This window comes from Candidatus Viridilinea mediisalina (assembly GCF_002532535.1).
Classification (GTDB): domain Bacteria; phylum Chloroflexota; class Chloroflexia; order Chloroflexales; family Chloroflexaceae; genus Viridilinea; species Viridilinea mediisalina.
Genome location: NZ_NQWI01000016.1, coordinates 42,616 through 56,327 on the forward strand (window position 1 = coordinate 42,616; position 13,712 = coordinate 56,327).

Annotated in this window: 8 protein-coding genes; 7 read left to right on the top strand and 1 reads right to left on the bottom strand. The window is 56.7% G+C overall.

Annotated features, from left to right (window positions below; genetic code table 11):
* Window positions 1–42: 42 nt before the first annotated feature.
* The 5 genes from CJ255_RS05645 (at window position 43) to CJ255_RS05665 (ending at window position 7,620) form a co-directional block, all read left to right on the top strand.
* Window positions 43–582, top strand: a complete 540-nt coding sequence (locus CJ255_RS05645; protein WP_097643116.1) for a YceI family protein — start codon at window positions 43–45, stop codon at window positions 580–582.
* A gap of 175 nt (window positions 583–757) precedes the next feature.
* Window positions 758–1,825, top strand: coding sequence for a VOC family protein (locus CJ255_RS05650; protein WP_097643117.1), 1,068 nt, complete (start codon window positions 758–760; stop codon window positions 1,823–1,825).
* A gap of 93 nt (window positions 1,826–1,918) precedes the next feature.
* Entirely contained in the window at window positions 1,919–4,033 is a 2,115-nt protein-coding gene (locus CJ255_RS05655; RefSeq protein WP_097643118.1) for a putative bifunctional diguanylate cyclase/phosphodiesterase, read from the top strand.
* Window positions 4,034–4,495: 462 nt separating this feature from the next.
* A complete protein-coding gene (locus CJ255_RS05660) occupies window positions 4,496–5,560 on the top strand; it encodes a polysaccharide deacetylase family protein (protein WP_097643119.1) in 1,065 nt (354 codons plus the stop codon).
* Window positions 5,561–5,724: 164 nt separating this feature from the next.
* Entirely contained in the window at window positions 5,725–7,620 is a 1,896-nt protein-coding gene (locus CJ255_RS05665; RefSeq protein ID WP_097643120.1) for an ABC transporter permease, read from the top strand.
* A gap of 247 nt (window positions 7,621–7,867) precedes the next feature.
* On the opposite strand, the gene CJ255_RS05675 is transcribed toward CJ255_RS05665, so the two are convergent.
* On the bottom strand, window positions 7,868–8,233 hold the full coding sequence (locus CJ255_RS05675; protein ID WP_097643122.1) for a four helix bundle protein: 366 nt from the start codon (window positions 8,231–8,233) through the stop codon (window positions 7,868–7,870).
* 170 nt (window positions 8,234–8,403) lie between these two features.
* On the opposite strand from CJ255_RS05675, the gene CJ255_RS05680 reads away from it, so the two are divergent.
* Together CJ255_RS05680 and CJ255_RS05685 are read left to right on the top strand one after the other, a co-directional pair.
* Window positions 8,404–9,675, top strand: coding sequence for an ABC transporter ATP-binding protein (locus CJ255_RS05680; RefSeq protein WP_097643123.1), 1,272 nt, complete (start codon window positions 8,404–8,406; stop codon window positions 9,673–9,675).
* Window positions 9,668–13,690: a glycosyltransferase gene (locus tag CJ255_RS05685; protein ID WP_165774581.1), complete on the top strand. Its 4,023-nt coding sequence runs from the start codon at window positions 9,668–9,670 to the stop codon at window positions 13,688–13,690. The genes CJ255_RS05680 and CJ255_RS05685 overlap by 8 nt, the downstream gene beginning before the upstream one ends.
* The last annotated feature ends 22 nt before the right edge of the window (window positions 13,691–13,712 follow it).

Here is a 13,712-nt window from a genome sequence, read left to right on the forward strand (position 1 = left end):
TGGTGTGAACCGCAAGACAAGGATTAAGGAGCAACCAATACCATGAGCAACTGGACTATCGATAATGCCCATTCGAGCATCGCCTTCACCGTGCGCCACATGATGATCTCCAAGGTGCGCGGGCGCTTTCAGACGTTTAGCGGAACGGTAGCCTTTGATGAGCAGAACCCAGCCAATTCTTCGGTGAATGTTCAGATTGAGGCCAGCAGCATTGATACCCGCGATGCCAAGCGCAACGAGCATCTCACCTCGCCCGATTTCCTTGACACAGCGAACCATCCTTCCATGAGTTTCACGAGTAAGCGCATTGAGGTGCTTGATGCGAACCATGGCAAGATTATTGGCGACCTTACGATCCGGGGGGTGACGCGCGAAGTAGTGTTGGAGACTGAGTACAACGGGCAGGCCAAGGCACCTTGGGGCACCACCAGTGCCGGGTTCACCGCGAGTACCACGATCAACCGTAAGGATTGGGGCCTCACCTGGAATGTGGCCCTCGAAACCGGCGGTGTGCTGGTGGGTGAAGAGGTAAACATTGAGATTGAGTTGGAGCTTGTCAAGCAGGAAGCGCAAGCAGAATAGCTCCATGTTCGCCCAATGAGGGCATGGGAGAACATGGTTCTCCTATACCTAAGCGACTGTCTGAAAAGTCTATGATTTGGCGTTGGAGTGCCGGCTTCAGCCGGCTAAAGCCGGCACTCCAGCGTGTGCCCTCCGGCTTTTCAGACAGCTTCTAACGAAAGAAAGAGGTAACACATTGACAATCTTAGGTCTACACCACATTACCCTGGTAGCCGCCAATGCCCAACGCACCGTAGATTTTTACACCAAAACACTGGGCTTACGCCTGATTAAACAGACGGTCAACTTTGATGATCCTGGTAGTTACCATCTCTACTTTGGCGCTGCTACGGCCAGCCTGGGCTCGGCAATCACCTTCTTCGAGTGGCCCCAAGCGCCCAAAGGCATGCCTGGCATTGGAGGCACCCACCATGTCGCCTTGACGGTGGCCGGGCGTGATGGGCTGCTGATGTGGAAGCGCTGGCTCCAGGATCGCGGCATTGCGGTTGATGGCCCCTTTGAGCGCCACTACTTTAGCTCGATCTACTTCCAAGACCCCGATGGGGTGATTGTGGAGCTTGCTACGGCTGGCCCGGGCATGACGGTTGACGAAGCGCCAGCGGCGCTGGGCACCAGTTTGTGCCTGCCACCGGAGCAGATGTTGGCCCACAACCGCGATACGGCAGCCATCGAGCGTCTGACCTGGCCAGAGCCCGTAGCAGCCTTGAGCCCAGAGATGGAATTGGGTCATGGTATGCACCATATCACCGCCATCTCCAGCGATATTGAGCGCACCCACGCCTTCTTTGGCGAACTACTCGGTATGCGGCGGGTCAAAATGACCAACAACTTTGACGATCCCACATCGGCCCATTGGTACTGGGGCGACGACGAGGGCCGTCCAGGAACACTGCTGACCTACTTTGAGCGCAAGCCCGCCACCAATCCACGGGTGCGCATGGGGGCCGGGCAGACCCACCATTTTGCCTTGGCCGTCGCTGATGAAGCCAGCCAGTTGGCTTGGCGCGAACGGCTACTCGCCGCCGGGCTGCGCGTCAGCCCGGTGATGGATCGGGTCTACTTCAAGAGCATCTACACCCACGATCCCGACGGCCATATTGTCGAGTTGGCCACACGCGGCCCAGGCTTCACTGTTGATGAACCACTCGATCAGTTGGGCAGCCGTCTACAACTGCCCCCCTGGTTGGAAGGCCAGCGCGAGAGCATCCAACAGGTATTGCGCCCGTTATCTGAAAAACTATAGCAGAGAGTTGCGTTATAAGGTAGAATAAGGAGGTGTTAGGAAAAAGTAAAGCCTCCCCAGAACCAATGTTCACCGGCACGGCGGTACGACTTAATGCTTGAGCATCCTGATCAACCTGCGCCAACTGACCAGATCGCTGACGACGCTGTGCTACGCCGGATGCACTTCTTTTCGCTTGCCAACGAGTTGTTAGCAATTGCCGATGCGAGTGGGCGCTTGCGTGATGTCAACCATGCATGGGAACAATGCTTGGGCTGGCAGCGTAGTGTACTCGTCGGCTCTTTGCTCACCGATCTGCTCCATGTGGATGATCGTGCCCGTGTGGCCGATGCCTTTACACGGTTGCTGCAAGTGCCCGAAGTAGCGCATGTCGAAGCGCGTTGCCTGACTGCTACTGGCGAAGCACGCCTGATCGCCTGGAGCCTCTCTTGCGATCCCCAGGCTGCGGTCTGTTACCTCGTCGGGCGTGATCTGACCGCCCAGCGTCAGGTGGAGCGGGCCCTGCACGAAAGCGAACTGCGCTTCCACCAGCTTGTAGACGCCTCACTCGACGCGATCTGCGTGATTGATGTCCGCGAAGAGCGCATTGCCTTCTTCAATCGTGACGAGTTCTGCGGCTACCACCAAGCAGATTTGAGCCGTGAGGTGATCAACTATGTCCATAGTGATGATCGCATCCATGTTCGTGATCACTATCGCAAGCTGTTCAACAATGCCTCCGACCACCATAGCCTCCATGTGATTGAATACCGCCTCTGGCGGCGTGATGGCGGCCTTGAGTGGGTGCATAGCCGTTCGACCGTGCTGAGTTGCGAGCTTGATGGCAAACCGCGTCAAGTGGTTACCCTCTTACGCCTGATCACCGAGCGCAAACATTCACAGCAACTGCTCGACTACCAAGCTCACTACGATCCGGTCACCGGCCTGCCCAATCGCTTTGCCTTTACCGACCGGCTGGAACAGCAGGTGGTGGCGGCCCGCTCGGTTGCCAATAGCTTTGCGCTCTGCATGATCGATCTCGACCATTTTAGCCAGATCAACGATTCACTTGGCCACACCGCTGGCGATGAGGTTTTGGCCCAGGTAGCCGATCGCCTACGCCAGACCCTCGACCCTACTGATCTCTTGGCGCGCATGGGTGGCGATGAGTTTGCCGTGATTCTCCAAGAGGCGCCGAGCGCCGCCCAGATCGCACAGACCGCCCTGCGCCTCTTGGCGGTGCTTGAAGAACCAATTATTATTGCTGGACACGAACTCTTCGTCAGTGCCAGTATGGGCATCAGTCTCTACCCCAGCGATGGGATGGATGCAACCACACTGCTGAAGCATGCCGATAACGCGCTCTACCGCGCCAAAGCCACCGGGCGGAATGGTGTCAGTTGGTTTGTGCCTGAACTTGGCCGTGCCACCCTCGCCCGCCTTGAACTTGGCAACCAACTGCGGCGGGCGATCACCCAACGCCAATTTGAACTGCACTACCAGCCCCAGATCTGCCTGATGACTGGGTGCGTCACCGGCGTCGAATCGCTCATCCGCTGGCGCCACCCCGAACGCGGCTTGCTACCACCGGGCCAATTCATCCCCGTGGCCGAAGAGAGCTACCTGATGTCACGGATCAGCGCCTGGGTCTTGCAGGAGGCATGTCGCCAAGCTGCGGCATGGCGGCTGGTTGGCCACCCGCCTCTGCGCCTGGCCGTCAATATTTCGGCACGCCAATTTGAACGCGACGACGTGATCCAACTCGTCTCAGCCGCCCTCTGGCAGAGCGGCTTTGACCCCAGTTGGCTCGATCTCGAGATCACCGAGAGCGTTCTGATGCACGATCCCGAAGGAAGCGCCCGCCGCATCATTCAGCTTCGCGCTATGGGCGTGCGCATCGCCATTGACGATTTTGGCACGGGCTACTCATCGCTTGCCTACCTGCAACGCTTCCCGGTTGACACCCTCAAGATTGATCGCTCCTTTGTTGCCGCCCTCGGCAACGGCCCAGAGGTAGACCCCGGGCCTTCTGCGTTGCTCCAAGCCATCGTTGCACTGGCCCATAGCCTGCACCTCACCGTCGTCGCCGAAGGGGTCGAAACCCCCGCCCAGCACGCACTCCTACGCGAACTCGGCTGCGACGAAGCCCAAGGCTACCTCTTTGCCTACCCGCTCACCGCCGAAGAACTCTGGCCGGTGATCCATGAGCTAGGCGTTTGTCCAGGCTAAGAGGTATAGCGAGATACAGAGAATTGAACCACAGAGGCACCGAGGGCACAGAGATGCTGTTGGAGCGAGCATCCTCATCCAAAATACCGCTATCCAAAAAACCTCCTACCTCTGTGTTCTCTGTGCCTCTGTGGTTCAACCCGAGGGATAGCGAGATACAGAGAATTGAACCACAGAGGCACCGAGGGCACAGAGATGCTGTTGGAGCGAGCACCCTCATCCAAAAAACCGCTATCCAAAAAACCTCCTACCTCTGTGTTCTCTGTGCCTCTGTGGTTCAACCCGAGGGATAGCGAGATACAGAGAATTGAACCACAGAGGCACCGAGGGCACAGAGATGCTGTTGGAGCGAGCATCTTCATCCAAAATACCGCTATCCAAAAAACCTCCTACCTCTGTGTTCTCTGTGCCTCTGTGGTTCAATCCTCAGTGTCCTCTCCTCTCCGCTCTTCTCTCCCCTCTATGAACTCTCTCTCTCTCTCCCGGCGGCAGTTCCTCAGCTTAACCTTTGCCACCAGCATCGCCCTCACGGGCTGTAGCGCTGAACCAACGCCCCCACCAACCTACACTGCACCGCGCTGGCCCGCAGGCAAACGGGCCGCCGTGGCCTTCACCTTCGACTGGGAGACCGCCATGGGCGGGTTGGTTCATTCCCGCTCGGTTGGCGATCCCAATGTGGACGAGGACTACCTCGTGCGTGCTCAACGCATGCGCGAGGGCGTCGCAACTACCCGTGCCATTTTTGCGCCTCATGGCGTGCGTGCCACCTACTACGCTACTGGCTACAACTTCCTCATGGGCAACCGCGAACGCCGCCGCTTCATGGGTGATCCCACGTTTACCTGGGCAACCCCAGAGCATGGCTGGCTCTCTGAGCGTTGGGCCACCACCCCCTGGTTTGCCGATGATCCCTTTGGCACCGTCGAGAGCCACCCGGAGTGGTACTTTGGCGACTTGGTGGCACCCCTGCTCGCCGACGGCCACGAGATTCAGAGCCACACCTTTAGCCATATGCACGGCGGCTTGGCCGACCTCACCACATGGCAGCAAGACCTAGAGACATGGAACAGCGTCGCTGCCGAACGGGGCGTCGCCCCAGCCACCTCCATTGCCTTCCCTTGGAGCAGCAGTGCCGGCATGAGCGACAACACATGGACACTGTTGGAACAGGCGGGGATTACCAGCGTAACACGCATGAGTAACCAGACCCAGTATAGTCTGTGGGAGCACGCTGCCAACGGCCTTGTGCTTGACCCATGCTGTCGCTGGTTGCCCGGACGGGAAGGGCGCATCCTGGCCTACCCCGACTTCTACCTCATCCCCCGTCACGAGGAGTTGGCGCTTGAACAGTTGGAACAAATCATAGCAGTTGGTGGTATCATAGACCTTTGGGCCCACACCGAAGAGGTCGTTTCAGCCGAACAGATGGCCACATGGCAACGCATCGTCACTCACGTTGCCAACGACGAGCGCCTCTGGGTCGCCCCGCTAGGCGAAATCACAGCGTGGCTACAGAGTGTGGGGTGAGGTGCGCCTCTTCCGAAGAACGTTCTTTCGTGGTGGCGGCTTTGCCGCCACCACGAAAGAAAAAAAGTTGACAGCTCACCCGAAGCCGTGTAAAATAGAACATATGAGTACCTACGACACCCAACACAACCCTGTGGCGTTCGCGCAAAGTGTAAACACATCCCATGACTAGCACTACCGAGCAGGGCTCCCCCCTCTTCCAACGCATCCTTGCTCAATTCAACATTCATCTTTTCGGCCTACGGCTCTACCACTGGCTCTGGTTACTCTTCTGCATCAGCGGGGCGCTGCTCGTCGCGACGCCGCGCATTTTGGCGCAGCCGGTGATCTACTACGCCGCCGCCGAGACACGCTTTGAGCTAGAGCGTTATGGCGCGATCTATGAGCCGGTAGCCCCTAATCTGACGGCCCTCGCGATTGCGCTGCATGATGCTAATGAAGCGTTGCGTCAAGCGGCACTGGCACGCGGCGAGGTGCGTTTTGGTGGCCCCGATTACCGCGTGGATTTTCTTGTTGCCGAGACGCCCGGTAGCGTGGTGGTGCGTGGGGTTGGTGCTACGCCAACTGAAGCACAACAACTGGCCAATGCTGCCGCCGAAGAACTGGTGCGCCAGGTGCGTGCTGCGGGTGGGCGCGAGATTCTGCGTAACATGCTCGGTTGGGAACTATGGCAGGCGATGCAGGCCGAGGGCATGGCCGCCCCCGATCCATTTGCCGTTCTGTTGCGCGAGATCTTACGTACCCAAGCCTTCCCCATGTCGCGCCAGCCTGAACCCTTCGCCGAAGCACGCCGCCTTGCCGACCTGCCCGCCGAAGAGCTAAATGACCTAGCACGGGCGCTTGAGGCGCGCTACGACCTGTGGCGCTTTGCGATCAATACGCGCAACGCGACCCTCGACGCCCTCTGCGGTACGGCGGCGCTCAGCACCACCGCGCCACGCGAAGAGGCGCTCGCCGGTTGTGCCGCCCAGCAACCCCAAGCCGCCGCCGAGCTCGCCGAGCGTGACCGCGAAATTGTGCGTTTGCGTACGCTCGAAAGCGCCCTGCGTTACCTGATCAGCAACTACAACGTCGCCTTCGCCCCCGATCAGCCCAGTGCGGCCCAACGACTCAGCGCCAGCCTGCCCAGCGCCCCCGAACCACGCTACGTGCCCCAACTGATCGCCCTCGCCACCGCCTTCGGACTTGCCTTTGGCATCGGTGGGATCGCCCTCGATCGCAGTGCGGGCATCACCGGCAAAATGGGTGAAATCTGGGCCTACCGCGAACTCATCCGCAACCTCATCCTGCGCGACCTCCGCACGCGCTACAAGGGCAGCGCCCTCGGCTACCTCTGGACCCAACTGGCACCGCTGGGCATGATGTTGGTCTATGTGACCGTTTTTAGCCTCTTGCTACCTAGCGGCTTAGCCATGTTCCCGGTCTTCATCATTGTGGCGCTGCTACCCTGGAACTTCACCGCCGAAGCGATCATAGGTGGCACCCGCAGCATCATTGACAACGCCGCACTAATCAAAAAGGTCTACTTCCCACGCGAAGTGCTACCCTTAGTCACCGTGGGCTCAAGCCTCGTCAACTTTATCCTCTCGCTGCCCATGATGTTCCTCGTCATTGCCTTTGTGCAACTCACAACCATTGGGCGGCTGAATCTAAGCTGGACAGTTGCCTACATCCCAGTGATCATGATCATCCAAATGGTCATGCTCAGCGGCTTCGCGCTGCTATTAGGCGCGGGGGCCGTCTTCTTCCGCGACATGGTTCATCTCATTGGCATCATCATTAACATGTGGTTCTTCTTAACGCCAGTCATCTACCCATTAAGCGTGTTAGGTGATGGGATTATGCTGAGATTGATTCGCTGGCTCAACCCGATGGCCTCAATTATCGAATTCTACCGTGAAATCATCTACGGGAACCCCGTACCTGTCGGCATGATCCCCACACCGGCCCTCCCAGCACTTGGTAGCGTCTTGCGCGTAAGCGTCACTGCGGGTATCATCCTCGTAGTGGGCTACTGGGTCTTCCAGCGCGTCGCACGACGCTTTGGTGAGGAGATATGAGGAGACTGGAGACTGGAGACTGGAGATTGGAGATTGGAGATTGGAGATTGGAGACTGGAGATTGGAGATTGGAGATTGGAGACTGGAGATTGGAGACTGGAGATTGGAGACTGGAGACTGGAGACTGGAGACTGGAGATTGGAGATTGGAGATTGGAGACTGGAGATTGGAGATTGGAGATTGGAGATTGGAGACCGGAGACTGGAGACTTTGTATATCCAGTCTCCAATCTCCAGTCTCCAGTCTCCTATTTACTCAGAAGTTTATTCCGCAATGATGTCAACATCTTACTCATATCAGTAATAATCTGAAAGATATGAGTTTCTTCTGCTTCTTTAATATAACCAAGTCTAACACTAATCATCAACAGAGTTTCTGTCTCCATTAGAGATCCTTTAGCAATGGAAAGAAAACGAGCATAGTCACCAGTCATTGAGCGACCATGGCCTTCGGCAATGTTTGCAGGTACTGAGATAGCTGCGCGCGTAATTTGTGAGGTCAGGCGGTACGCTTCTTTGGGCGGAAATTTATCAGTAATGCGGTATATTTGTTCTACTAAGTCTATGCCCTTTTGCCAGACATGCAGGTCGCGATGTGAGGAAATTTTAGACATGTGGTATGCTCCTTACTGGGTATTGGCAGGTACGCCAGAATGATCTGGATGCGTCCGATGTGTAGAGCGGAATGAAACCCACCCTACTATATATACCGCTCCAGACGCCCAAAAGATACGCTCAATATCCAATATCCAGTATCCAGTATCCAATATCCAGTATCCAAACAATGCCAGTCATCCAATTCAACAACGTCTCCAAACGCTTCATCCTGCACCAAGAGCAGCGCAAGACCATCCAAGAGCGCGTGATTGGCCTGGTGCAGCGTCGCCCGCCCGGTGAGGAGTTCTGGGCGCTGCGTGACGTCAGTTTCAGCATCAAGCCCGGTCAGAGCCTAGGGCTCGTAGGGCATAACGGGGCCGGGAAGAGTACCGCGCTCAAGCTGCTCACCCGTATCCTTGAGCCAACCAGCGGCACGGTCTCTACGAAAGGGCGCATCGCCGCGCTCTTGGAACTAGGTAGCGGCTTCCACCCCGAACTGAGCGGACGCGAAAACGTCTATCTCTACGGTTCGCTGATGGGCCTGGGCAAGCGCGACATGGATCGGCGCATGGAGGGCATTGTAGACTTTGCCGACATCGGGGCCTTCATTGATACTGAGATCAAACACTACTCCTCAGGCATGTATACACGTCTGGCCTTCGCCGTGGCCACTGCGGTTGATCCCGACATCCTGATTACCGATGAGGTGCTGGCCGTCGGCGACGAAGCCTTCCAGCGCAAATGCATGGAGCGCATCTACAGCTTCCGCAGGGCGGGCAAGACGATCATCTTCGTCTCGCACGCGCTCGAAGTGGTGCGGGCGCTCTGCGACGTGGCGGTCTGGCTCGATCATGGTGAGCAACGGGCTGAGGGGCCATCGGGCCAGGTGATTGACGCCTACCTGGCTGAAGTGAATCGCAAGGAGCATGAGCGCTTAGAGGCGGAGCGGCGGAAAGCAGCAGAGCAAACGCCAGAAGCGGAAGCAACCGAAGCACAGGAAGAGGAAGCGCAAAACCCCTTCCGGCGCGGCACACGCGAGGTCGAGATTGTGCGCGTGGAGTTGTTGGATGGGGATGGGGCAGAGCAGGTGGTGTTTCAATCTGGTCAACCATTAACGATCCGCATGCACTACGTTGCCGCAAAACCTGTGGAAGAGCCGGTCTTTGGGATTGGCATTTATCATGAGAGTAATGCATGGCTCACTGGGCCGAATAGCGGCTTTGATGGTTTTACGATTGACCGTGTAGAGACAGAGGGCTATGTGGATTACCGGATTCCGTCGCTCACACTCAACACTGGCCGTTTTCTCGTTAGTGTCGCGGTGGTAGACACTAGTCAACTCCATACCTACGATATCCACGATCGGCTCTATCCGCTGGTAGTGCAGAATGCTGATAGCTCGTGTTACGGTATGGTTCTCATTGCGGGTACGTGGCATTGGCAACACAGATATGAGTGATACAAACACCAACGAACTCTTTGATGCCCACTACTATGCGACTGGCTGTGGAGCAATACCCTACGCACGCAACGAAGCGTGGATGGCGCTGTTCAATACAGTCGCTACTGGTATTGTCACCAAGATTGCCCCTACGAGTGTGCTTGATGCGGGCTGTGCAATCGGCTTACTGGTTGAACAACTGCGTGGACGTGGGGTTGATGCTGAAGGGGTAGACATCTCAACCTATGCGATTAGTCAGGTGCATGAGCAGGTTCGCCCCTTTGTCCGGGTTGGATCAGTGGCAGAACCTTTTGCTCGGCACTACGATCTCATTGTCTGTATTGAGGTACTTGAGCATATGCCCCGCGCTGAGGCCGAGCGGGCCGTTGCCAATTTCTGTGCCCATAGCGCTGATATTCTCTTCTCGTCATCGCCCGATGATTACCAAGAAACAACCCATTTTAATGTTAATCCACCTGAATATTGGGCCGAGATTTTTGCACAGCATGGGTTTTTTCGGGATGTCGATTTTGATGCCTCTTTCATAACTCCTTGGGCTGTTCGTTTTCGTCGTCGCAGTGAGCCATGCGCTCGGATTGTGCGTGATTACGAACGAAGTCTAAAGGAACGGCTGAAAGAGGCTCGTGATCTCCGTACCTTAAACAATGAGCAGCGTACACACATTCGTGAGCTTGAGCAACAATGTGCATATGTAGAGCGTCAATTGTCACGCCATGAACGTGATGTTGATGACGCTGCTCACATCGATGAACTCGAGCGCCAACACGCTCAGTTGCTGGAGCAACTACGCGGCAAAGATGACGATGTGGCTGACCTGCAACACCGTGTGCTGCAACTTGAACATGCATTCGCCATTGCACAACAACAGCGTGATCTGCTCCGCCGTGCGACCCAGTTCGATCGTCAGGTAGATGCACCACTCAGTGGGCGGTTGCACGATTCCTATGCGTATACGCACCACCTTGAGGCGGAGTTGGCGCGACGTGATCAGCATATTACATGGCTTGAAGGGGTGATCCGTAGCTTTGAACAGGGCCGTGTGATGACCTTCATGCGTCGGCTGCTGCGCCGTGGCCCCATCTTGCCACCAGTAACACCACCACCACCGCCTGAAGAGCAACCTCTACTTGATCAAGATCCTGCGGCGCGCTATGCACGCTGGATCGCTGCCCATGAACCCGCTGCGGCCACGCTGCAAACGCAGCGCTCCATGATACAACAGTTTCCTCTACGCCCACTGCTCACTCTGCTGACCCCCGTTTACAATCCGCCGGTTGCTGCGCTGGAAGCGCTCGTTGCATCGATCCAGGCGCAAACCTATGAACATTGGGAGTGGTGTGTCGCCGATGCTTCGACCGACCCGACAATTACCCAGTTGTTGCATCGCTATGCGACCGCAGATCGTCGCATCAAACTCCGTACCCTGAGCCACAATGCTGGCATTAGTGCGAATTCAAACGCTGCCCTTGAACAAGCCACTGGCGAGTTTGTGCTGCTCCTCGATCATGACGACACCCTCGCCCCTGAGTCGCTCTTCCAGGTTGTACAGACGATCAATGCCCATCCTGCTGCCGACGTTATCTATTATGATGAGGATAAACTGAGTGAGGATGGTGCCCTGCGCCATAGTCCTTGGTTTAAGCCTGCGCGCTGTTCGCCCGATCTGATGCTCTCGACCAATTATCTGATGCACGCTACCTTCCGTCGCACCTTGGTTGATCGGGTCGGGGGCTTTGTGCAACAGGCTGAGGGGGCCCAAGATTGGGATCTCGCGTTGCGTTGCCTTGAGCAGACCCAAGCTATCTACCATATTCCCCGCATCCTCTACCATTGGCGTCAAGTGCCAGGCTCGGCGGCCCGCGATGCCAATGCGAAACCGTGGGCACTGGCAGGCCAAGAGTATGCTCTGCGTAGCCATCTGCAACGCTTGGGGGTTGCTGATGCCACGCTGCAGCGCCGTTCACCAAGCGATCTGCGGATCGTATGGCCAACCTATGGGCGGCTTGTCTCGATCATCATTCCCAACCGTGATCAGCCTGCGCTGCTGCGTGCTTGTATCAGTTCGATTTTGCACCATACGAGCTACCCTGCCTATGAGATTATCATCATTGATAATGCCTCAACGGATCCACGTACTCTTGCCTATTATGCTGAACTGCAAGCGCATGAACATATCCGCATCGTGGCTTTTCAAGAATCCTTTAATTGGTCGCGGGCCAATAACCTTGGTGCAGCGCATGCACATGGTGATCTCCTGCTCTTCTTGAATAATGATACCGAAGTGCGCGATAGTACTTGGCTGGAGGAGTTGGTTGGCTGGGCTGAACGCCCCGAGGTGGGGTTGGTAGGGTGCCGCTTGGTGCGCCCCAATGGGACAACCCAACACGCTGGGATGAGTCTCGGACTCGCTGGCCACGCGAGTTCGCTCTTTGATGGTGCGGTGACGCCCCTCTACGGCCCTTTTGGTTCATCCGAGTGGTACCGCAATCTGTTGGCGCTCACGGGGGCTTGTATGCTTACCCGGCGTGAGGTCTTTACTGCCGTTGGTGGTTTTGATCAACGCTACCGTGTAGGCTACAGCGACATTACCTTTAGCCTCGCCGTTCATGACCAAGGGCTGCGTGTGGTCTATACTCCTCATACCACGCTACTGCATCACGAAGGAGCTTCACGGGGCTTGCAGGTACCTGCTGTTGATGTCTTACGGGCTACGTTTGAGCTACTGCCCCGCATTGCTACTGGCGATCCCTACTATAGCCCCAATCTCTCCCCGATTGAATGTTTGCCCGCCGTGGCCGAGCCACAAGGCGAGACCTGGCCGATCCGTATGGCACAGATTATGGCCAACTTTAATCTGATCTATCAGCCGACGCCAGAACACATGCAAATGTTTGCCCAACGCCTCGCCAATCTACCGCCACGCCGCCCGCAGATGCCCGATGCGTTACCACGCTTACTGCTCTGTAGCCATGAACTCTCGTTAAGTGGTGGCCCGCTGATACTGGTTGAATTGGCGCGTTTCCTCGTTGCACAGGGCTACATGGTGACCATTGTGGCCGCGAAGTCTGGTGCGCTCGAACCGCTTGTTGCCGCCTCGGGTTCCCGTCTGCTCATCGTGCCGGATCTCTACAACAATGCGCTCAGTGCTGCCCTCGTGATGCGCGACTATGATCTTGTCTTGTGCAACACCATCTTTGCCTTTCGGGCGATTCACGCTGCCCATATGCTTGGTTTACCCTGCCTTTGGTGGATCCATGAAGCCCAGGTGGGGCGCACCTTGGTGGAACAAGAGGTTTCTGTCGCTGCAGCACTCAATTTGGCAAACGATCTCATCTTCCCCACGGCAACGACGGCGGCACTCTATGCCGATTGTCTGCAGCGCCCACTGCCTGCTCCACTGCCCAATGGGGTTTCGCTCCCAAAGCTTGAACGTACCATGCTAGATAGCCCAACGCAACGTCTCACCATTGTTGTTCCGGCGACCATCGAGCCGCGTAAAGGCCAAGATTGTTTCGTGGCCGCGTTGCAAAACCTGCCTGCACCATTACGCCATACCTTTGATCTCTACTTTATCGGCGTACCGCTTGATCATACGTTTTACCTCGCACTACGCCGCGATCTTGCTGGATGGGATAACGTCTATTTCACGGGCCTCCTGAGTCGTGATGAAACGCTGAACTACCTCGCCCATGCCGATATCTTTGTCTTGCCGTCGCGCGATGAAGTGTTGCCGCTTACCCTGCTTGAGGCAATGGCCTACGCCAAAGCTATCCTGGTCACCGATGTTGGCGGCATCACTGAGGCGGTACGGCATGGCCAGGAGGCACTAGTGGTACCATCCGAAGACCCCGTAGCACTCGCCGCAGAGCTTGAGCTACTCCTTCGGCAACCAGCATTACGCATGCGCCTCGGTAGCGCCGCACGTCTCCGCTATGAGCAATGCTTCACCTTTGAGCAGTTTGCTGCCGCAATGCAGGAGCGTATCAAGTTGCTCTCCTCGCATGAAGTGTAGGACTGCCGCCCTACAACCCCCG

Coding starts and splice junctions, on each gene's coding strand:
- CJ255_RS05645 (WP_097643116.1), top strand. CDS start 43: ATGAGCAACTGGACTATCGATAATGCCCATTCGAGCATCGCCTTCACC.
- CJ255_RS05655 (WP_097643118.1), top strand. CDS start 1,919: ATGCTTGAGCATCCTGATCAACCTGCGCCAACTGACCAGATCGCTGAC.
- CJ255_RS05660 (WP_097643119.1), top strand. CDS start 4,496: ATGAACTCTCTCTCTCTCTCCCGGCGGCAGTTCCTCAGCTTAACCTTT.
- CJ255_RS05665 (WP_097643120.1), top strand. CDS start 5,725: ATGACTAGCACTACCGAGCAGGGCTCCCCCCTCTTCCAACGCATCCTT.
- CJ255_RS05675 (WP_097643122.1), bottom strand. CDS start 8,233: ATGTCTAAAATTTCCTCACATCGCGACCTGCATGTCTGGCAAAAGGGC.
- CJ255_RS05680 (WP_097643123.1), top strand. CDS start 8,404: ATGCCAGTCATCCAATTCAACAACGTCTCCAAACGCTTCATCCTGCAC.
- CJ255_RS05685 (WP_165774581.1), top strand. CDS start 9,668: ATGAGTGATACAAACACCAACGAACTCTTTGATGCCCACTACTATGCG.